This is a genomic window from Streptomyces sp. NPDC001770, assembly GCF_053596135.1.
In genome coordinates, this window is the sequence record NZ_JBSFFN010000034.1 from 1 (window position 1) to 20,304 (window position 20,304).

Sequence of the window (20,304 nt, forward strand, 5' to 3'; positions counted from 1 at the left end):
AGTAGGGGTGGGGGGCCGCCCCGCGCCCCCCCCCCCCCCCCACCGCCCTCCGGCATCCGCTTGCGGAGAACTCCCGCCCCACCCGCCCAAAAGCCTTCTTTGGCCGGGAACCGGTCACTAGGATCCGTTCGTTGATCCGGTACGTGCAAGACGGGGATGCTGGTGTCTGCCGGCCCCTACATACCTATGGGAGGACTCGTGGGAGTCAGCCTCAGCAAGGGCGGCAACGTCTCGCTGACCAAGGCCGCGCCCAACCTGACCGCTGTCATCGTCGGCCTGGGCTGGGACGCCCGGACGACCACCGGCGGCGACTTCGACCTCGACGCCAGCGCGCTGCTGGCGAACACCGAGGGCAAGGTCGGCAGTGACGGCAATTTCGTCTTCTTCAACAACCTCAAGAGCCCCGACGGCTCCGTCGAGCACACCGGTGACAACCTCACCGGTGAGGGCGAGGGCGACGACGAGGTCATCAAGGTCAACCTCGCCGCCGTTCCGGCCGATGTCGACAAGATCGTCTTCCCGGTCTCGATCTACGAGGCCGAGAGCCGGCAGCAGAGCTTCGGCCAGGTCCGCAACGCGTACATCCGCGTGGTCAACCAGGCCGACAACTCCGAGCTGGCCCGCTACGACCTCAGCGAGGACGCCTCCACCGAGACCGCCATGGTCTTCGGCGAGCTCTACCGCAACGCCGGCGAGTGGAAGTTCCGGGCCATCGGCCAGGGGTACGCCTCCGGTCTGCGGGGCATCGCGCAGGACTTCGGCGTCAACGTCTGACGTCAACGTCTGACGTCGACATCACCTTGCCGGACCGGCCCGAGGGGCCGGACCAGCAGCAGAGCGCCCGGCGCCGCACCTCTCGTGCGGCGCCGGGCGTGCTTCGGCCACCGTGCGGCCCGCACCGCCGGGCCGCACCGGACGGTTCGTACCGCACGGACCGGACAGAATCCGCACACGCATCACGAATCGGGGAGGACACATCATGGGCGTCACGCTCGCCAAGGGAGGCAATGTCTCCCTCTCCAAGGCCGCACCCAACCTCACCCAGGTGCTCGTCGGCCTCGGCTGGGACGCGCGGTCCACCACCGGCGCCGACTTCGACCTGGACGCCAGCGCTCTGCTCTGCCAGTCCGGCCGGGTGCTCGGGGACGACTGGTTCATCTTCTACAACAACCTCACCAGTCCCGACGGCTCGGTCGAACACACCGGGGACAACCTCACCGGCGCGGGTGACGGTGACGACGAGTCCGTCATCGTCCACCTCGACCAGGTGCCCGCGCACTGCGACAAGATTGTCTTTCCCGTCTCGATTCATGAAGCGGACAATCGTGGGCAGGCTTTCGGCCAGGTCAGCAATGCCTTCATCCGGGTCGTGAACCAGGCCGACGGCCAGGAACTCGCCCGCTACGACCTGAGTGAGGACGCCTCGTCCGAGACGGCGATGATCTTCGGCGAGCTCTACCGCTACAACGGCGAATGGAAGTTCCGTGCTGTGGGACAGGGGTACGCGTCAGGACTGCGCGGCATCGCTCTAGACTTCGGGGTCAACGTTTCGTAAAGCCGCGCTCGGCGCGGGGGAGCCCCGTACTACGGGGGAGACCCGTTACTTACACGATGGGGTAGCCAGTGCTTCTGAAAACCTTCGGCTGGTCGTTCGCGATTACCGCGCTCGGCCTGGTCGCAGCGGTGTTCTACGGGGGGTGGCAGGCTCTCGGCGTCGTCGCGATCCTGACGGTCCTGGAGATCTCGCTGTCCTTCGACAACGCGGTGATCAACGCCGGAATCCTGAAGAAGATGAACGCCTTCTGGCAGAAGATCTTCCTCACGGTCGGTGTGCTCATCGCGGTCTTCGGTATGCGGCTGGTCTTCCCCGTCGTGATCGTGGCGATCAGCGCCAAACTCGGTCCCATCGAGGCCATCGACCTCTCGTTCAACGACCCGGACCGGTACCAGCAGCTGGTCACCGACGCGCACCCGTCGATCGCGGCCTTCGGCGGCATGTTCCTGCTCATGATCTTCCTCGACTTCATCTTCGAGGACCGGGACATCCAGTGGCTCCGGTGGATCGAGCGCCCGCTCGCCAAGCTCGGCAAGGTCGACATGCTGTCGGTCTGCGTCGCGCTGATCGTCCTCCTCGCCTCCGCCCTGACCTTCGCGACCCACGCCCACCAGCACGGCGGTGCGCACGCGGACAAGACGTCCACGGTGCTGCTCGCGGGTGTCGCCGGTCTGATCACGTACCTCGTTGTCGGCGGGCTCTCGGGCTTCTTCGAGAACAAGCTCGAAGAGGAGGAGGAGCGCGAGCACGAGGCCGAGGAAGAGGCCAAGAAGACCGGCAGGACCGTCGCCCCGGTCGTACTGGCCGGCAAGGCCGCCTTCTTCATGTTCCTCTACCTGGAGGTCCTCGACGCGTCCTTCTCGTTCGACGGTGTCATCGGCGCCTTCGCCATCACCAACGAGATCGTGCTGATGGCCCTCGGCCTCGGCATCGGCGCCATGTACGTCCGTTCGCTCACGGTCTACCTGGTCCGCCAGGGCACCCTGGACGACTACGTCTACCTGGAGCACGGCGCCCACTACGCCATCGGCGCCCTCTCCGTCATCCTCCTCGTGACCATCCAGTACGAGATCAACGAGATCGTCACCGGCCTGGTCGGCGTGGTGCTGATCGCCTGGTCGTTCTGGTCCTCGGTCCGGCGGAACAAGGCGCTCGCCGCGGCGGGCGACGGCGGCAGCACGCTGGTCGACGCGGGCGACGGCGGAGTCCGCTGAAGTTCTGGCCAGAAGTCTCCGTTGCCGGGTGTGTGACCCGGTAAGCAAAGAGGGAACGCTCTCTGCGGGGCGGTCCGCGCGGTACGGCTCCGGAACGACCCGGGCCGGTCCGCCGGCCGCCCCGCACTGGTGTGCGGGACGCGCGAGAGCGGGCCGGAACCCCGGTCCCGCGAGGGCGCGCAGACAGATTGGTGGGGTGGGGGGATGGGCTTCTTCGACGGCCTGTGGCCGGCGCGTACGGCACAGTTCGAGTCGGGCAACGCGGCGTCGAACTCGATTCAGCTCTCACGACGGAACACGACGGTCTCGCTGACCAAACAGGGAGCGCTCACCGGAAACCTCCGGGTCAACCTCTCCTGGCGGATGCGGAGCTCCGACATAGAGGGCCGCTCCTCGCAGGGCAGCCTGTTCCGGAACCCGCTGAAGCTCTTCCAGCCCGAGGTCGTACAGGCCCACACCCAGGGCATGGTCAACGTCGACCTCGACCTCGGGTGCATGTACGAGCTCATGGACGGCACCAAGGGCGTGGTGCAGCCCCTCGGCAACCTCATCGGGGACCTGAACGACCCGCCGTACATCCGGCTCAGCGGCGACGACCGCTTCGGCGCCCCCTCGGGGGAGACGGTCTACGTCAACATGGACCACCGCGACAAGATCAAACGACTGCTCTTCTTCGTCTACATCTACGACCAGACTCCGGCGTTCGACCGTACGCACGCCATGGTCACGCTGTACCCGGGCAACGGCCCGCGGATCGAGATCGAGCTGGACGAGCGCGCGCCCGAGGCCCGCTCCTGCGCCGTGTTCACCGTGGAGAACGTCAAGGAGGAGCTGATCGTGCGCCGAGAGGTCAAGTTCGTCTACGGGTTCCAGTCCGAGCTCGACCGGCTCTACGGCTTCGGCATGCAGTGGGGCCGCGGCTACAAGTCGCGTGCCTGAGCGCTCAGGACCGGACGAACTGCGGGCCCTGCGGAGGCAGGACGAAATGCGGGTCCGGTGCGGGCGCGGCGGCCGCGGCCGGCTGCGGATACCCGTACGCGGGCGCGCTGGTCTCGGACTGCGGGTAGCCGTAGGCCGGCGGGGCGGCGGCGGGCTGCGGGTAGCCGTACGCGGGAGCCGCGGTGGCGGGCTGGGGATAGCCGTACGCCGGTGCGGTGGTGGCGGGCTGCGGGTAGCCGTACCCGCCCCCCGGCACCGGCGGGGCCGCGGGAGGCTGCGGATAGCCGTACCCGGACTGCGGCTGGGGGATGGTGAGGTCCAAGGCGTGCTCCGGCGCGGGACCGCCGGGTGCGGGCGCCTGGGCGCTCTCCGGCCCGGTGCCGGCCCCGGACTGTTCGGGCAGCGCCTCGGGCAGCCCTTCGGAGGACGGCTCGGACGACCGCTCAGGCTGCTCCCCGTCGTCCACCGAGATGCCGAAGGCCGTCGCGAGCCCGATCAGCCCGGTCGGATAGCCCTGGCCGACCGCACGGAACTTCCAGCCGTCGCCGCGCCGGTAGAGCTCGCCGCAGATGATGGCGGTCTCCTCACCGGTCTCGGGCCGGACCTCGAACACGGCCAGCGGGGCGCCGTCCGGGGCCGCCGCGTCGTACAGCGATATCCGCAGGTCGTGGACGCTCCCGAAGCTCGCACCGTCGGAGGAGGCGGCGATCACCACCTGCTCCACCGAGGAGTCCAGCGCCGCCAGGTCCGCCTCGACCGTGTCCGTCAGCCCGTCGCCGACGCTCCGCTTCGGCAGCCGGCGCACGTGGCCGGAGGGATGCCGGGGCTGGTTGTAGAAGACGAAGTCCTCGTCGAAGCGCACCCGGCCCGAGGAACCGAGCAGCAGGGCGGAGGCGTCCACGTCCGGGACGCCCGACCCAGGAGTCCAGCGCAGCACGGCCCTTACGGCCGTGGCATCGAGGGGGACGTTCGAACCCTTCAGCATCCCTTGCGTCATGCCCGTCATCCTGCCTGTTGTCGGCTTCCCCGGACAACGCGGGGGCCTTGAACCGGTATCCGGGGGTAGAGCTGAGCTGCAGCACCTTACCGTGCCGAGGTCCTCGGACACGGGCGAGTTACCCGAAGTTCACATATGCGGGGAACTGCGGACACCTGTCCATACGTACTATTACCGGCCATGCGTTGTTCGATCGATCAGGCGGTACGGGGGAAAATCATGCGTCATTTCGGGCACATCTCGCCTGCTGCCCGGCAGGGACTGTTCTTCCAGGAACCATGCGAATTCGACGCGAACGCTCCTGCCCGCGTGCTCTCGGCCGCGCTGGGCGCCACGCTCTACGCTCCGGCCACCCGTCCCCGGCTCGCGGACGACGTCGTCAAGCAGGCCGGGCGCGGCGTCGTCTCCATGGTCCTCTGCCTGGAGGACTCGATCGCCGACGCCGAGGTGGAAGGCGCCGAGAAGAACCTGGTCAAGCAGTTCGCGGACCTGGCCGCACGCGAAGCGGCGATTCCTCTCCTCTTCATCCGGGTGCGTGAGCCCGAGCAGATCACCGACCTGGTCGATCGCCTCGGTCCCACGGTCCGGCTGCTCTCCGGCTTCGTCCTGCCGAAATTCACCGAACAGCGCGGGGAGCTTTTCCTGGCGGCCCTGAACCGGGCGGAATCCGCCTGCGGACACCGACTGTTCGCCATGCCGGTGCTCGAGTCGCCGGAACTCCTCCACCTGGAAACCCGCACCGAAACACTTCAGGGAATCGCGCGTGTCGTCGCGACCCACCGCGAGCACATTCTCGCGCTGCGGCTCGGCGTCACCGACTTCTGCTCCGCCTACGGGCTGCGGAGATCCTCCGACATGACCGCGTACGACGTGCAGATCGTCAGTGCCGTCATCGCCGACGTCGTCAACGTCCTCGGACGCGCCGACGGCACCGGATTCACGATCACCGGCCCCGTCTGGGAGTACTTCCGCAACCAGGAACGCATGTTCAAGCCGCAGCTGCGCCGCAGCCCCTTCCAGGAGGGCCGGGCGGAGAAACTGCGCACCGCGCTCATCGAGCACGACCTGGACGGGCTGCTCCGGGAGATCGAACTCGACCGGGCCAACGGTCTCCTCGGGAAGACCTGCATCCACCCCTCGCACGTGGACCCCGTGCACGCGCTGTCCGTCGTCAGCCACGAGGAATTCAGCGATGCCCAGGACATCCTGCGCCCCGAGCGCGGTGGTGGCGGAGTGCTGCGCTCCGCGTATACGAACAAGATGAATGAAGTGAAACCGCACCGGGCGTGGGCCGAACGGACCCTCCTGCGTGCCGAGGTCTTCGGCGTCGCGCGCGAGGACATCGGCTTCGTGGACCTGCTGGCCGCGGCCGGAGCGGAATGAGCGCGTACCGATGAGCGGGCGGGCGACGGAGAAAGAGACGGTGGACGTGGTGTGGTCGGGCAGCTGGGTGGCAGAGCGGCTGGGAGTCGCTCTCGCCGGTGACCAGGAGATCAGGGACATGCTGGGGCTCGCCCTGCGGCGCAACCCCCGGCGGGCCCATCTGCTGGTCTCCCACGTCCTCGGCAAGCACGTGCCCCAGCTCCCCTCCGTCGTCCACGGCGCCGGGGCCGACCTCGGCCGCCGGGTTCGCGACCTGCTCGGGCCCGAGGCCGACCGGGCGATCGTCCTCGGATACGCCGAGACCGCCACCGGACTCGGCCACTCGGTCGCCGACGGCATCGGCTCGGCGCCCTACCTCCACTCAACCCGCCGCCCGGTCCCCGGCGTGGTCCGCGCCGGCGGCTTCGAGGAATCCCACTCGCACGCCACCTCCCACCTGCTGCTCCCCGAGGACCCGGCCCTGCTCGCGCGCCCGGGGACGCTGGTCCTCGTCGACGACGAGTTCTCCACCGGAAACACCGTCCTCAACACCATCCGCGCGCTGCACGACCTCTACCCGCGCGAGCGGTACGTCATCGTGGCCCTGGCCGACATGCGGTCCGCCGAGGACCGGGGCCGGCTCACGGAGTTCGCCGCCGAGATCGGCGCCCGCGTCGACCTGGTCGCACGCGGCACCGGCACGGTAGTGCTACCCGAAGGGGTACTGGAACGGGGACAGGCCCTCGTGGCCGAGCAGGAGGCCGCCGAGACCACCGAGGCCGCCAGTGCGGCTGGTGTGGCTGAGGCGGCTGGTGCGGCCGAGGTGGCGAAGACCGCAGCCGCCGCGAAGGCCGCAGGGCCCGATGAGGCCGCCGGGACCGCCGCTCGGGCCGTCCGGGTCGACCTCGGCTGGCCCGAGGGGCTGCCCGACGGCGGTCGGCACGGCTTCACCCCCGCCCACCGCGCCACCCTGGAAAGCGCCCTCCCCGGCATGGCCGCCCGGATCGCGGCGGCCCTCCACGACCCGTACGGCGGTACCGCCTCCGGCTCCCGCGCCCCCGAAAGCGGTGCCGGCCCCCGCCGTGTTCTCGTCCTCGGCTTCGAGGAACTCATGTACGCCCCGCTGCGCCTCGGCACCGCCCTGGAACAGCTCCACGACGTGACGGACACCGAGGTCCGCTACTCCACCACCACCCGCTCACCCGTCCTCGCCGTCGACGACCCCGGCTACGCGATACGCAGCCGGCTGGTCTTCCCGGCCCACGACACCCCGGCGGACGGCCCCGGCGACCGGTACGCGTACAACGTCGCCGGAGCCGGCTTCGACGCCGTCGTCGTGGTGGTCGACTCGCACGCCGACACACCCGAACTCCATGCCCCCGAAGGACTGCTGGCCCGCCTCGCCCGTCACACCGGCCGGGTGCTCCTCGCGGTCATTCCCTCGTACACCCCCGAACGGCAGGAATTCACGATGCTGCCCGAGCCCCTCAGAGGCCCCGCATTCTCCTCGTACGCCGCCGAGGACGTCGGCTGGCTGCTCCAGGACCTCTCGGACACCGAGCTGGAGGCCCCCACGGAGGAACGCGAGGAGGCGATACAGAGCGGTGGCGCGCACTACGCCGAATCGCTCCCCGTGGAGTACCAGCCCAGCCCCGCCTACCAGGCACTCTTCCAGGCAGCCCTGGAGACCTCGGCCGCCCGCATCGCCCGCGCCGTCGGCACCGTCACCGAGACGGTCCTCGAGGAGCGCGGACCCCGGCCCGTGCTGGTCTCGCTCGCCCGCGCCGGAACCCCCGTCGGCGTCCTGATGCGCCGCTGGGCCCAGCACCGCCACGGACTCGACCTGCCGCACTACGCCGTCTCCATCGTGCGCGGCCGGGGCATCGACGCCAACGCCCTGCGCTGGCTGGCCGCCCACCACGACCCCGCCGACGTCGTGTTCGTCGACGGCTGGACCGGCAAGGGCGCCATCACCCGCGAACTGGCCGTCGCCCTGGAGGAGTTCGAGGGGTTCAACCCCGAGATCGCGGTTCTCGCCGACCCCGGCGGCTGCGTCCGCACCTACGGCACCCGCGAGGACTTCCTCATCCCCTCCGCCTGCCTCAACTCCACGGTGTCCGGCCTGATCTCCCGCACCGTGCTCCGCGCCGACCTGGTCGGCCCGGACGACTTCCACGGCGCAAAGTTCTACCGCGAGCTGGCCGGTTCGGACGTCTCCCTCGACTTCCTGGAGACCGTCGCCGCCCACTTCGACGAGGTCGCCGACGAGGTGGACGAGGAGGCGAAGGCGCTGCTCGCCGCCGACCGCGCCCCCACCTGGGAGGGCTGGGCCGCCGTCGAGCGCATCAGCGAGGAGTACGGCATCCACGACGTCAACCTCGTCAAGCCCGGTGTCGGCGAGACCACCCGCGTACTGCTCCGCCGCGTCCCCTGGAAGATCCTCGCCGACCGCGGCGCCGGCGCCGACCTCGACCACGTACGGCTCCTCGCGGAGCAGCGCGGGGTGCCCGTCGAGGAGGTCGACGGACTTCCGTACAGCTGTGTCGGACTGATCCACCCGAAGTACACCCGGGGCGCGACCGGTGCCGACGGCAAGGCGGTGACGGAACAGTGACCACACCGGGGACCAACCCCGTGGCGCTGGTCGCCAGCGACCTAGACCGCACCCTCATCTACTCGACCGGCGCCCTCCAGCTCGCCATGCCGGACGCCGACGCACCCCGGCTGCTCTGCGTCGAGGTGTACGGCAACAAGCCGCTCTCCTACGTCACCGAGACGGCCGCCGGACTGCTGGACGAGCTGGGCCGCACCACGGTCTTCGTACCGACCACGACCCGCACCCGCGAGCAGTACCACCGCATCAGCCTCCCCGGCCCGGCGCCGGCCTACGCCGTCGTCGCCAACGGCGGGCACATCCTCGTGGACGGGGAGTCCGACCCCGACTGGCACGCGGGGGTCCTGGACCGCATCGCCGCCGAATGCGCCCCGCTCGCCGAGGTCCGCGCCCACCTCGCCGCCGTCTCCGACCCCGCGTGGCTGCTGAAGGACCGGGTCGCCGAGGACCTCTTCGCCTACCTCGTCGTCGAACGCTCCCAGCTCCCCGACGGCTGGGTGAAGGAGCTCGTCGACTGGGCCGGCCCGCGCGGCTGGACCGTCTCCCTCCAGGGCCGCAAGATCTACGCGGTACCCCGGCCGCTCACCAAGAGCGCGGCCGTCCGTGAGGTCGCCCGCCGCGCCGGGGCCGGACTCACCCTCTCCGCGGGCGACTCCCTCCTCGACGCCGACCTGCTGCTCAGCACCGACCTCGCCTGGCGCCCCGGCCACGGTGAACTCGCCGACACCGGCTGGCACACCGGCGGTGTCGTCGCCCTCCAGGAGCAGGGCGTCCTCGCCGGGGAGGAGATCCTGCGCAGGTTCCTGGCGGCGGCGCGCGGCTGACGAGAAGGGTCTTGGGCAACCAGGAGGCCATTGGGCAGGCTGGGCCCGAACGGCACAATGCCGCACCACCGACCAGCCCCAGGAGTTGCGCACGATGACCAAGGGCAACGAAACCCGTATGACGGACGAGCTGTACGCGTACGTACTCGCGCACAACCCGCCGCTCGACCCCGTCCAACGGGAGCTCGTCGCGACCACGTACGCCGAACTCCCGGACCGGGCGGGCATGCAGTCGGCCCGGGAACAGGGCCCGCTGCTCGCCTTCCTGGTCCGGCTGACCGAAGCCCGGCTCGTGGTGGAGGTCGGCACCTTCACCGGCTTCGGGGCGCTGTCGATGGCCCAGGCGCTGGCGCCGGACGGGCGGCTGATCGCCTGCGACGTCTCGGAGGAGTGGACGGCGTACGGCAGGGCCGCCTGGGAGAAGGCGGGGGTCGCGGACCGCATCGACCTGCGCATCGCCCCCGCGCTCGACACCCTGCGCGCTCTGCCGGAGGAGCCGCACATCGACTTCGCCTACCTCGACGCGGACAAGGGCGGCTACATCGGGTACTGGGAGGAGCTGGTGCCCCGGTTGCGCCCCGGCGGCATGATCGCCACCGACAACACCCTCTTCCACGGCGGGGTCGTGGACCCGCACGCCACCGGGGGAGCGGCCGCCATCAGGGAGTTCAACGACCACGTGCTCGCCGACGAGCGGATGGACAGCGTGCTGCTCACCGTCGCGGACGGGCTGACGCTGTCGCGCAAGCGGTGAATGGGCCCTGCGGGACCGGAGTGGCCTTTCTGGCCGCCCCGGTCCCGCAGGCCCGTTCGGCCTCAGCCGCAGCAGCCCCCGCCGCAGCAGCCGCCCCCGCCGCCGCCGCCCGCGGGGGCGGGCGCGGAGCCCGAGGAGGAGCCGCCCACGGCGACGGCGGAGAGGAGCTTGACGGTGTCGTCGTGGCCGACGGGGCACGTGGCGGGATCGGAGGACTCGGCCATCGGGCGGCTGAGCTCGAAGGTGTCTCCGCAGGTGCGGCAGCGGTACTCGTAACGAGGCATGGACCAAGAGTAGGGCGCCTCGTCCGGCACCGGCCGGACAAGGCGCCGGTCCACGCCGTCACCCGTGCGGCTGGGGCCGGGTGCCCGGCATCATCGGGGGACGGCTTGACCGGGTGCGGTCCTCGCGGGCAGCCTCCTCGGGATGGCGGGCCCGCCAGTACGGGTTGTCGTGCGGAAGTCCGCCGCTGACCCTCCCGTACATCCCGAAGAACATCAGCATCAGCCCGACGATGAAGCTGAACAGCACGTTCTGCATCTCGAACGCGAGGAAGTTGAGCCCGGTGTCGAGCAGGGCCAGGTTCACGAAACCGCTGGCGATGAAGAGGACGCCGACCGTCATGTTCAGGGTGGACGCCTTGTTGCCGCCCACCACCATGCCGCCGAAGAGCAGCACCCCCACACAGATGGAGAGGATGCTGAGCGCACCGTTGGTGTTGAGGCCGGCGACGGTGTCACCGCCCGTGTCGAAGAAACCGATCTTGTTGATCAGACCGAGGATGCCGAAGACCAGGAGCACCAGCCCCATCAGCCCGGCGCCGACCCGGTAGACCTGACTGAGCCGGTGGTCGACGGGCAACTCCTCGTTGAGACGGGCGTGCAGAGGCTTGGCCTTCACGGCTTCGGCCCGGTCGCGCCCGACCGCCTCGGTCCGCGCCTGCGCGGTCCTGGCTTCCGCGGAACGGGCTTCCACGGTCGGGGCTTCCACGGTCCGGGTCCGCGCGGTTTCCGCCCGCACGGGGGCCTGCACGGGTCGTGCCTTGTCCTTGCGGAGCTTCATGGCGGCGCCTCCTCGGGAGGTGCGCACCGGTGCACGGGCCTCCACGGAGGTTCGTACCGGTCCCTCTCCCTGGCGGAGGTTCGCACCGGCGCACGGATCACCTCCAGCATCTGCCCGGGAGCGGGGCAGGACAACCGGTGGCCGACTCCCCGACTCTTCGCGCGCCGCCGGTGACTCGCGCCCTCGGCCCCTCAGGTGGCGGTCGAGCCCGTCCCGAGCCCCTCGCGGATGGCCGAGACGACCTGGGCCGCCGTCTGCCGGACGCCCTCCGCCTCGGTCAGGAAGTACCAGTAGTCGGGATGGCGGACGTCCAGGGCGGCGATCGCACGGTCCAGCCGCGCCACCGCGTTGTCCAGCGGCCCCGCGTGACGCGGGTCGGGCGTGCTGCGGCCGGCCATCGCGAGCCGCTGGGCGTCGCGGACGGCGAACCGGGTCCGCTCGATCTCCTTCTTCGGGTCCTTCGCCACCGCGTCCAGCAGCCGCAGCCGCTCCCCTGCCGCCGACACCGCCTCGTCCGCGTGGTTGAGCAGCGCGCGGACCGTACCGAGCCGGGCGGTGGCGTCGGCCCAGCTCTGGTCCTTGCGGGCCGTGGCGGCCTCGGTGAGCTTCTCCTCGGCCCGGCGGACGTCCTCGGCGGCCTGCTCCGGAACGTGCTGGAGGTCCTGCCAGCACTCCTCGGAGAAACGCCGCCGCAACTCGCTGAGGATCGGCTCCACCCCGCCCGCCCGGGTGGTCAGGGCCTGCGCGCGGGTACGCAGCGACACCAGCCTGCGGTCGATCTCGGCGGCCCGCTCCGGCAGCCGCTCGGCCTCGGTGCGTATGGCCTCCGCCTCGCGGAGCACCTGATCGGCACGTTCCAGGGTCCCGGCGACCCCGTGGCGTCCCGCACCCTGATTGAGCATGGTCAGCTCGGGGGCGAGGGCGGCGAGCCGGGCCGCGAGGTCGTCGGCCTTCAAGCCGGAGGCGCGTACGCCGTCCAGCGCGCCGGTGGCCCCGATCAGCGCCTGCCGCGCCCGCTCCACGGCCGGCGCCAGCCGGGCGAGCTGCGTCTCGGCGCTGCCGAGGAGGGGCCCGAGCCCCTGCGCGTACCGGTCGAGCTCGCCCTTGACCCGTACCAGCGCGTCCTTGGCCTGGGTCAGCTCCGTCGTGGCACGGGCCGCGACGGACGACTCGAGATCGTCCCGGTCCAGGTCGTGCGCGTCGACCGCGGTGATGTAGGTGTGGCTGACCTCGTCGATACGGCGCCCCAGCGCGGCGAACTCCTCGACGGCCCGCACGGCGCGCGGGGAACTGTCGACGGCCGTGATGGTCTCGATCGAGATCTCGAGATCGCGCTGCGCGCTGTCCAGCTCGTAGAAGGCCTCAGCGGCGGCGTCCTTCGCCGCCTGCGCGTCCGCCCTCCGGCTGCCCCCGTCCCGCCCGCCGAACCAGCGGCGCGTACCGCCCCCGGCGAAGGCGGCGGGCAGCGCCGCGGCGAGCAGCGGGAGCGGCAGCAGCACCAGCGCCACGACGTCCCGGAACACCCGCGGAGTCCGGCTCGCCGGGGGCGGGACGGCGCCGGCAGGACCCCCGGGGGCGTGCGCTCTCACCTGCGGCCGCGCGTCTGTCGCCGTCACATGCCTCTCCCGTGCCATTCGCTTCTGCCCGGTCCATTCTCCCACCAGACATGACGAATACCCGGGCCGGTTAGTTCGCGGTTCGGAGGCTGACTTCCCCGTTGTCGCTGCGGACCTTCACCACGTGCGGGCTGGCGTCGCTGCGCGGTACGTCCACGGAGACGTGCCCGTTGTCCGCCTTGGCGTCCACCGCGTACGCGGTCCCGTCCCCGGGCAGCTCGATGCGGGTACCGCCGTTGTCCGTGTCCACGTCCAGCAGGTCCGGCGCCGTGTCGAACCCGAGCCTGATCGTCCCGTTGTCCGAACCGACCACCACGGACGGGCCCGAGAGCCCCTCGGCGTCGATCGAACCGTTGTCGCTCGACAACTTGAGCTCGCCCCCGGCGTCCCGTACCACCACTCCGCCGTTGTCGGAGGACAGCTCCAGCCGGGTGTCGAACCCGGTCGCGGTCACCTTCCCGTTGCTCCCCGACGCCTTCACGGCCACCCCGCGCGGCACCCTCACCCGGTGCCGGCCGGAGCAGTTGTTGATCACGCCCGTGCACTTCACCTTCAGCGTGAGGGTGCCGTCCTCCATCTTCCAGACCGGATCCGGCCCGGACCCGAACACCACCCACCCGTCCGTCTGCCGCTCCACCTCCACCTGGTCCACATCGGCCGGTACGAGCTCCAGCGAGGTGTTCGAGGAGTCGATCGTCAACGTCTTCCCCCGGAGCGCGAACGACTTGTGCTCGACGGGCGCCCCGTCCACGTCCGAGCCCGCGCAGCCGCTGACCGCCACCGCGACCAGGAGCGCCCCGGCGGAGGCGAGGAGCGCGGTGCGGGTGCTGTTGGTGTCGCACCGACGGGCGGTACGGGCCGTGTGTGGGTGGGCGGTGTCTCGGCCGGCGTGCGGCGTGCCGGTGGTGTGGTCCACGGATCGGTCCCCCAGAAGTGCGCGGTGCGGTGACGTACTCACCGGGGCAGTTCCCCCGGCCACCTTCACGTTATGCAGCGCAGCCGTCACCCACGATGAGGCCGCCCACCGGCTCGGGGGTGGGGGTAACCCCCGTATCCGACGGCACCGGACGGCCTTGGGGGCGGCCCGGTGACGGTCGGAGGACGGCGTGGTGGCGGCTCCGGGGCCCGGACCTGCGGCTGAGGGGAATCGGAGTGTGAGCGGGGGCCCGACGCCATGTACGCTGTTCCTTCGTCCACGGGTGCGTAGCTCAGGGGTAGAGCGCTGCTCTTACAAAGCAGATGTCGGCGGTTCGAAACCGTCCGCGCCCACCAGTACGAAGAAGGCCCCCAACCGATCATGGTTGGGGGCCTTCTTCGTACTGATCGCGACGCGGACGGGTGTGGCTGCCCAGGGTCGGGACGTTGCCGCTTCAGCCTGCGGCCCCAATGATTCAGGGCCTCGCGCTGCGTGTCCGGCTGCCTTTCCTGGTCAAGCACTCGTTGCTCCAGTGGGCGCTGTGCTCGGCCGCCGGTTGGGTGGAGCGTCATTCACGGGTACCGGGCGGAACTTGGTGAGCGTCCTGGTCCCGACCTCATGGCCTGGGTTGTGCGCACAGTGCCGTGCCCCACCTTGACCCACTGGATCTCGACCGCTCCACGACGGCTGGGGGTGAGGACTGACAGGGCCGGAGCAGGGCGAGTGGGTTGGGGCGGTTGGCGCCTGACCGCCTGTCAGTGGGCGGACGTACGCTTCCGCCATGCGCAAAGGTGCGATCAGCCGAGACGGTGTCCTCAAGGCCCTTGCAGAGTATGACGAGCTGGGGCAGGACGAGTTTCTGTCCAAGTACGGGTACAGGCCGGCAACCGGATATCTCCTCATCCACGAAGAACGAACCTACGACTCGAAAGCCATAGCTGGCGTAGCCCATAGGTTCGATCAAGGTCGTGCACTGAGGCCGGACGAACTGATCGGCGGACGGTCGCACGCCGCCAGGTGGCTGGCTCGACTCGGCTTCACGATCCGTTCGTCCAGGAGCCCCGACTGGACACGCGACGAGATCATCCTCGCCTGTGACCTGGCCATGGCCAATGGATGGAAGCGACTGGAGTTCCACGACCCACGCGTTATCGAGCTGTCCGCACTGCTCCAGACCATGCCGATCCACCCTGAAGAACTACGCAACGAGCTGTTCCGGAATCCCAATGGCGTAGCGCGCAAAACGGTTGACATCACGTCTCGGCACCCCGACTACAGGGGAAAGCCCACGAACGGTAACGCGTTGGATGTCGAAGTCATGAATGACTTCCTCGACCGGCCGGCCGAGATGGCGGAAGTGGCCCGGCGCATCAGGCAAGGACTTGGCTCAGGAGTATTCCAGGATCTGTCACCCGAAGTCGATGAGGAAGACGACTACAGCGCCCCAGAAGGCAGGTTGCTGTTCAGTCGCCACCGAAGTCGTGAGCGGAACAAGGGTTTGCGTAAGAGGAAGATCGACGCGGTATTGCGGCAGGGCTGCCGACTGGCGTGCGAGGCATGCGGATTCGACTTCGAACGGGTCTACGGCGAGCGCGGAAGGGGGTACATCGAGTGCCACCACGTCGTCCCCCTGCACGAGGCCGGCGAAGGTCGAACCAAACTCGCTGATCTTGCCCTCATATGTGCCAATTGTCACCGTATGATCCACCGGCGGGCGCCGTGGCCGACTCCTGGGGATCTGAGGGCTTCCATAGAGCAGAAGTATGCGGCTGACATGCGCGCAGCGGAGGCCCTGACGCGACTGCGTGGGCCGGCCGATGAGCGCGTGCCGGACCTTGAGGTCGCGCCGACCAACGAGATGCCGAGGGCATGACCCACCACTGCTGCGAAGAGATGGACAGCTGCGTGAACGTACGCTGCGACCAGCACGAGGACCCATACGACTGTCCGGACGCGCTGATCGAATTCCGTGCCAAATTCCAGGATTACGGGCTGATCATTCATGACGGCGGCACATCGGGCCTCACCATCAGCTTCTGCCCCGGGTGCGGGCGACGCCTTCCCGAGTCACAACGGGACCGATGGTTCGACGAAATGGAACGCCGCGGGATCGATCCGTGGGAGGACGAACTCCCTGCCGAGTTCCAGGACGAACGCTGGCTCGCGCTGCCGTCACAGGACTGACGGGCCGACCGCCTCCGTGCGAGCCCGTGACGCGATGGTCAACGGGCATCCAGCGGCAGAGGTTCGTGGTGGTGCCAGAGGAGGTAGCGGTCTTCCTGGCGCAGTTCCGGGGAACCTCATTCGACGCGCATCAAGCCCTGGTCCATGGAGCAGGCGTAGGCCACCAGGACGAGGTGGACGTGCTCCGGCAGGAGATCGAGTTCGGGACGGACTTCGGATTCCCCGAGCTCGTCCATGCCGAGGTGGAGCACCTGTTACATGGGTTCGGGGCCATGGCGACGAATCAGTTCGGCGCGGATTCGGTGGCCCGTGGCAGGCGGGGATCGCCTCCCTGAGCTCTTCGGCCGCGTCCCCGAACGTCTCACGCGCCCACGTACTCGCCGTACCCACCAGGAATCTCCCCTCTGTTGAGCGCCGGAGCGCCGGGAAGTAATACGTGAACCGTGCGTGGTGCGGGTGAGGCACGCAAGATGACAGCAGCGCACGGCGGGGCGCACGACCTCGACGCCGATCGGTGAGCGGCGCGGCCACCGCCGTACCCGAACCAAGCCGGCAGGGGGCGCGTGCGCCGCATCTCATCCGCGTACTCCAGTGCGCCCCCAGCGCTCCGGGAGTGAGCGGGCGCGCCTCTGCCGGTGGCATGTGCGCCTGCCGCCGGGGCAGTTGCCTCGGGCACCGTTGGAAGCGCGGGGGAGCCTGCTCGGGCGGGCGGCAGGCGTGCGACGGCAAGCGGGGGTGACGGTGATCGTGGGACGACGAGAGGGTGGGTACGGATGGCGCGAATCAGATGCGGGGCCCTGACGCAGCGCAGGACCCGGTGTGCGAAAGAGGCGATGACGGGGACCTCGCGGTGTCACCTGCACCAGGGGGCGTGGTCGCCGTACGGGGTGGCGCGGCGCAAGCACGCTGAGGCGAGGGCGGCGTTGCGGAGGCTCCGTAAGCAGCGGTGAGGGCCGTTCGGGGGAGGGCCGGGGCGTGGGGGGCGTCCCGGCCCGTCCGGGGCCGCTCAGCGGCGGTCGCCGGCGGTCTCGCGTTTCGCGCAGGCGCGGGCGTCGGGGCAGGCGCGGGGGAACCACCAGTACGGCGAGCCGAAGGCGGGTTCGTGGCGCTGTTCGCCGAGGTTGATGGCGGTGCCCGTCGACAAGGGAGCCGCGCACCAGACGCACGACCAGCCTCGCTGTTGTTGTTCGGTCAGCTCGGATACCGGCGGCAGGTTCCTCACAGTCATGGCATCCCCGTGTTGTCATGGATTAGGTGTCGTCAGCATGCCGGGGCACGGGGGTCACAACGCTCACAGTTCTGTGAGCGCGCTCATACGGGCAGTGACCGGAGGGGGCCGGATCCGGAGGACCCGGCCGCTTGCTCAGAGGCCGATCCAGGTGGCCATGTGGCCCAGGGAGTCCGGGGTGCGGCGCGAGAGGTGCACCAGGCCCTTGATCGTCTCACGGGCACCCGGGTGGTAGCGGGTCTGCTCCGGGGCGGCGTGCCGGGCGTCGGCGAGGGAGCCGAGGGCCGCCTCGGTGTGGCCGGTCTCCATCTCGCAGCGCGCCCGGTCGATGAGGTAGTGGGCGCGCCGTGAAGTGGCGAGCCCGGCCGGCAGCTTGATGCCCTGGGCCTGGACCAGAGCATCGTCGTACTGCCTCATCTCGATCGCCGCCGACATCCGGTGCATCGCCACGTTGGTCGGGCCGAAGGAGAGCCAGTGGATCCGGGTCGCCTCGCCCGTGCGCGTCGCGCACCGGGTCGCCTCCGCGATGTGGTCGTCGACCACGGTCTGTTGCTCAGCGCGCGCGGCGATCACCGAAGCGCCGAGGTGGAGTTGGCCCCGTACGGCCAGCGCCTCCCGGTCCTCCCCGGCGGCGGACATGATCTGGTGGCCCGAGGTGATCAGGCGCTGCCCGATCCGGTACTCGCCCTCCCGGAAGTACACCAGCGCCCGCATGTACTGGCGGATCGCCGACAGGCACGGGTCGGAGGCGCGCCGGGCCGCCCAGTCCATCCGGTCCAGCGCCACCGCGGACAGGTCGTAGTAGCCGAGCTTCACGCTCACGTCGTGCGCCGTACGGTACGTGGAGGCGAGCGCCCGCCACAGCTCCGAGGAGCCCGAACGCCAGGCGGCGGTCGTCAGTTCGGTGATGACGGAGGGCAACATCCGCGCCGCGTTGCGCAGATGCGTGGCCCGCACCAGTACGCAGAGGTGCTGCGCGGCCTCGACCAGTTGCCCGGGGGAACGTTCCGGAATCGTGTCGTCGCCGCCCAGGTCGTACAGGTCGAGCGCCTCGCGGATGGGCCTTATCAATTCGGTCAGCCGGTCCTGCTGGAGCTCGGTGACGTACGGCTGCCCCGTCAGTACCGACACGTCGATCCGCAACACCTGTGCCACCGCCGCCACGAAGTCGAGGTTCGCCGGTTTGGCTCCGCACTCGACCTGGTTGAGCAGGCTGTACGAGTAGGGCAGCCGGGCGGCAAGTTGACGTTGCGTCAATCTGGCCAGCCTGCGCTGTTCCTTGATGCGGGTGCCGGTGTGCTCGCCGACCTGGCTGGGCATGCGTTCTCCGTTTCTACACGAGTCACCGGGAAGGTACCCGCGCTCGCTGTGGGCGCGAGTGCCATCGGTAGCGATACCACCCGTTCCGGGGGCGTTTGCATCCGGGGAGGAGTGCGGGGTGGTATGGCCTGCATGACGAATCTGTACGTGTTCTGTTCTGCTGCCCCTCCGGTGTTCGACGTATTACGTGTAGTGAGAAATGCGCAGGCTCGCGGCTGGAATGTCTGTCTGGGCCTCACGCCGACGGCCGCGCGATGGCTGGCACCCCAACTGCCCGCACTGGAGGAGGCGACCGGCCGCCCAGTGCGATCCGATTACAAGATGCCCGGCGATCCGGACGTCTGGCCACCGGCGGATGTGATTCTCGTCGCGCCGGCCACCTTCAACACGCTCAACCAATGGGCGCTCGGCATCACTTCGACCTTCGTCGTGGGCGTGGTCGCCGAGGGCACCGGCAAGGGCATACCGATCGTGGCCATGCCCTGCGCAAACGCCGCCTACGTGCGACATCCGCAGTTCAGACGGTCTTTGGAGACTCTCCGCGAGGCGGGCGTGAACGTGCTCTTCGGGCCCGGCGGATTCGAGCCGAACCGGCCGGGCGAGGGGAGACCCGAGGAGTTTCCGTGGACATTGGCGCTCGATGCCGTGGACTCGGTTGTCAGTTCGGCGCCGTAATCTGTACGCATGTCCACTTTTCCTCCGGCGCCTGCTCCCGTGCGCTCACCTGACGCGGTGAACGCGGACATCCGCGCACTGTGGCAGTGTTCGGGCGGACGGCTGTCGCCGGAGGGCGAAGCGACGTATCAGCGTCTGCTGGTCGAATGGGCGTCCGCGATGCACGCCGACATGGCGGAGGCGGCCTGACCCGGCGGCGCCCCGCCGCCCCGGTACCGCCGCCTCCGCGTCGAAGGCCGATCGATCCGCGCGCCGGACTCCCTCCCGCCGTTCCCTTCCGCGTGCCCGGCCTGTCCCACGAGCCCGACCTGCTCGACCTGTTCGACGCGTTCCGCGCGGCCTGTCGCCCCCGGGATGCGCACTCGGCGCGTGCGGGGCACCGTAGACGCATGGCTGTGAACCCGCCCGTGATCGTCTTTCCGCCGTCGTCGAACGGCGCGCGGAGAGTGACGGTCCACGGGCGGATCGTCGGGCTCGCCCACGGCCGGGGAGAGGTGGCAGCGCTTCTCCGTACGGCAGGACTCGTACCGGACGGGGAGGGAGCCGACCTCGATCAGCCCGACCTGATCGAGTGGCGAGGCGGAGACCTCGACACCTGGAGGTGAGCCCGTGAAGCTCCACCGCACTCCGCGGGCGCGGACGTCGATCGAGCCGCCTCCCGGCTACTACACCCCGCACGCCACCCCGCCGGACGACGCACAGCGCAGCCTCGTCCTCGACTGGGCCGTCACGCAGCGGATCGCCGACGGGTGGCGGGTGGAATCGCGTTCCGGCGCGCAGGCCGTCCTCGTACGCGGGCAGCCCGTCAACCACGTGCTGCACGCCCTCCTGAGGGTCTTCACCTGCTTCCTCTGGGGCCCGGTCTGGCTGGTGCTGGCCCTGGTCAACAAGGTCGAGCGGGCCGTCCTCACCGTGGACGCGCAGGGGCACGTCGTCACCGTCGTCGCCACGTCCTGAACCGGATACCCGGATACCCGGATACCCGGATACCCGGGTCCGTGTCCCCCCTACCTCGCTGATTCCGCGCCGCGGTGCGGCTTCCGT

Annotated in this window: 21 protein-coding genes and 1 tRNA gene; 15 read left to right on the top strand and 7 right to left on the bottom strand. The window is 69.9% G+C overall.

The annotated features are described in order from the left end of the window. The first annotated feature begins 198 nt into the window (after window positions 1–198). The 4 genes from ACWCSV_RS26520 to ACWCSV_RS26535 all read left to right on the top strand — a co-directional run bounded on the left by ACWCSV_RS26520 (window position 199) and on the right by ACWCSV_RS26535 (window position 3,708). On the top strand, window positions 199–774 hold the full coding sequence (locus tag ACWCSV_RS26520; protein WP_266703842.1) for a TerD family protein: 576 nt from the start codon (window positions 199–201) through the stop codon (window positions 772–774). Window positions 775–979: 205 nt separating this feature from the next. Further along, window positions 980–1,555 carry a TerD family protein gene (locus tag ACWCSV_RS26525; protein WP_390965188.1) on the top strand — a complete coding sequence of 192 codons (576 nt, stop codon included), beginning with the start codon at window positions 980–982 and terminating at the stop codon, window positions 1,553–1,555. 68 nt (window positions 1,556–1,623) lie between these two features. Continuing rightward, window positions 1,624–2,769, top strand: a complete 1,146-nt coding sequence (locus ACWCSV_RS26530; protein WP_451146291.1) for a DUF475 domain-containing protein — start codon at window positions 1,624–1,626, stop codon at window positions 2,767–2,769. A gap of 204 nt (window positions 2,770–2,973) precedes the next feature. Then, window positions 2,974–3,708, top strand: coding sequence for a TerD family protein (locus ACWCSV_RS26535; protein ID WP_451146293.1), 735 nt, complete (start codon window positions 2,974–2,976; stop codon window positions 3,706–3,708). Between the two features lie 4 nt (window positions 3,709–3,712). Here ACWCSV_RS26535 and ACWCSV_RS26540 read toward each other — a convergent pair whose 3' ends face one another. Next, window positions 3,713–4,714, bottom strand: coding sequence for a TerD family protein (locus ACWCSV_RS26540; protein WP_451146295.1), 1,002 nt, complete (start codon window positions 4,712–4,714; stop codon window positions 3,713–3,715). Window positions 4,715–4,924: 210 nt separating this feature from the next. On the opposite strand from ACWCSV_RS26540, the gene ACWCSV_RS26545 reads away from it, so the two are divergent. The 4 genes from ACWCSV_RS26545 to ACWCSV_RS26560 all read left to right on the top strand — a co-directional run bounded on the left by ACWCSV_RS26545 (window position 4,925) and on the right by ACWCSV_RS26560 (window position 10,259). After that, window positions 4,925–6,088, top strand: coding sequence for an HpcH/HpaI aldolase/citrate lyase family protein (locus ACWCSV_RS26545; RefSeq protein WP_451146297.1), 1,164 nt, complete (start codon window positions 4,925–4,927; stop codon window positions 6,086–6,088). A 10-nt stretch (window positions 6,089–6,098) separates the two neighbouring features. Further along, window positions 6,099–8,681, top strand: a complete 2,583-nt coding sequence (locus ACWCSV_RS26550; RefSeq protein ID WP_451146299.1) for a phosphoribosyltransferase — start codon at window positions 6,099–6,101, stop codon at window positions 8,679–8,681. Next, window positions 8,678–9,505, top strand: coding sequence for an HAD family hydrolase (locus ACWCSV_RS26555; RefSeq protein WP_451146301.1), 828 nt, complete (start codon window positions 8,678–8,680; stop codon window positions 9,503–9,505). Before ACWCSV_RS26550 ends, ACWCSV_RS26555 begins: the two co-directional genes overlap by 4 nt. 94 nt (window positions 9,506–9,599) lie before the next feature. Further along, a complete protein-coding gene (locus tag ACWCSV_RS26560; protein ID WP_451146303.1) occupies window positions 9,600–10,259 on the top strand; it encodes an O-methyltransferase in 660 nt (219 codons plus the stop codon). Window positions 10,260–10,321: 62 nt separating this feature from the next. Here the strand turns inward: ACWCSV_RS26560 and ACWCSV_RS26565 are convergent, their stop codons facing one another. The 4 genes from ACWCSV_RS26565 to ACWCSV_RS26580 all read right to left on the bottom strand — a co-directional run bounded on the left by ACWCSV_RS26565 (window position 10,322) and on the right by ACWCSV_RS26580 (window position 13,727). Then, on the bottom strand, window positions 10,322–10,543 hold the full coding sequence (locus ACWCSV_RS26565) for an FmdB family zinc ribbon protein (protein WP_451146305.1): 222 nt from the start codon (window positions 10,541–10,543) through the stop codon (window positions 10,322–10,324). Between the two features lie 58 nt (window positions 10,544–10,601). Further along, window positions 10,602–11,321 carry a DUF4383 domain-containing protein gene (locus ACWCSV_RS26570; RefSeq protein WP_451146307.1) on the bottom strand — a complete coding sequence of 240 codons (720 nt, stop codon included), beginning with the start codon at window positions 11,319–11,321 and terminating at the stop codon, window positions 10,602–10,604. 191 nt (window positions 11,322–11,512) lie between these two features. Further along, window positions 11,513–12,820 carry a hypothetical protein gene (locus ACWCSV_RS26575; protein ID WP_451146452.1) on the bottom strand — a complete coding sequence of 436 codons (1,308 nt, stop codon included), beginning with the start codon at window positions 12,818–12,820 and terminating at the stop codon, window positions 11,513–11,515. Between the two features lie 187 nt (window positions 12,821–13,007). Further along, the gene (locus ACWCSV_RS26580) at window positions 13,008–13,727 is read right to left on the bottom strand and encodes a DUF4097 family beta strand repeat-containing protein (RefSeq protein WP_451146454.1); all 720 of its coding nucleotides are present in this window, start codon (window positions 13,725–13,727) and stop codon (window positions 13,008–13,010) included. Between the two features lie 407 nt (window positions 13,728–14,134). On the opposite strand from ACWCSV_RS26580, the gene ACWCSV_RS26585 reads away from it, so the two are divergent. The 3 genes from ACWCSV_RS26585 to ACWCSV_RS26595 all read left to right on the top strand — a co-directional run bounded on the left by ACWCSV_RS26585 (window position 14,135) and on the right by ACWCSV_RS26595 (window position 16,037). Then, window positions 14,135–14,209 (top strand) — tRNA-Val (locus tag ACWCSV_RS26585). 425 nt (window positions 14,210–14,634) lie between these two features. Continuing rightward, entirely contained in the window at window positions 14,635–15,726 is a 1,092-nt protein-coding gene (locus ACWCSV_RS26590; protein WP_451146309.1) for an HNH endonuclease, read from the top strand. Further along, a complete protein-coding gene (locus tag ACWCSV_RS26595; RefSeq protein WP_451146311.1) occupies window positions 15,723–16,037 on the top strand; it encodes a DUF6980 family protein in 315 nt (104 codons plus the stop codon). The genes ACWCSV_RS26590 and ACWCSV_RS26595 overlap by 4 nt, the downstream gene beginning before the upstream one ends. Window positions 16,038–17,043: 1,006 nt before the next feature. Here the strand turns inward: ACWCSV_RS26595 and ACWCSV_RS26600 are convergent. Together ACWCSV_RS26600 and ACWCSV_RS26605 are read right to left on the bottom strand one after the other, a co-directional pair. Beyond that, window positions 17,044–17,265 carry a hypothetical protein gene (locus tag ACWCSV_RS26600; protein ID WP_451146313.1) on the bottom strand — a complete coding sequence of 74 codons (222 nt, stop codon included), beginning with the start codon at window positions 17,263–17,265 and terminating at the stop codon, window positions 17,044–17,046. 135 nt (window positions 17,266–17,400) lie between these two features. Then, on the bottom strand, window positions 17,401–18,585 hold the full coding sequence (locus ACWCSV_RS26605; RefSeq protein ID WP_451146315.1) for a helix-turn-helix domain-containing protein: 1,185 nt from the start codon (window positions 18,583–18,585) through the stop codon (window positions 17,401–17,403). Between the two features lie 132 nt (window positions 18,586–18,717). On the opposite strand from ACWCSV_RS26605, the gene ACWCSV_RS26610 reads away from it, so the two are divergent. The 4 genes from ACWCSV_RS26610 (at window position 18,718) to ACWCSV_RS26625 (ending at window position 20,217) form a co-directional block, all read left to right on the top strand. After that, the gene (locus tag ACWCSV_RS26610) at window positions 18,718–19,260 is read left to right on the top strand and encodes a flavoprotein (protein WP_451146456.1); all 543 of its coding nucleotides are present in this window, start codon (window positions 18,718–18,720) and stop codon (window positions 19,258–19,260) included. Window positions 19,261–19,269: 9 nt separating this feature from the next. Next, window positions 19,270–19,449, top strand: a complete 180-nt coding sequence (locus ACWCSV_RS26615; RefSeq protein WP_450776275.1) for a hypothetical protein — start codon at window positions 19,270–19,272, stop codon at window positions 19,447–19,449. 200 nt (window positions 19,450–19,649) lie between these two features. Continuing rightward, on the top strand, window positions 19,650–19,865 hold the full coding sequence (locus ACWCSV_RS26620; RefSeq protein ID WP_451146317.1) for a hypothetical protein: 216 nt from the start codon (window positions 19,650–19,652) through the stop codon (window positions 19,863–19,865). Between the two features lie 4 nt (window positions 19,866–19,869). Continuing rightward, window positions 19,870–20,217, top strand: a complete 348-nt coding sequence (locus tag ACWCSV_RS26625; RefSeq protein ID WP_451146319.1) for a hypothetical protein — start codon at window positions 19,870–19,872, stop codon at window positions 20,215–20,217. Window positions 20,218–20,304 lie beyond the last annotated feature (87 nt).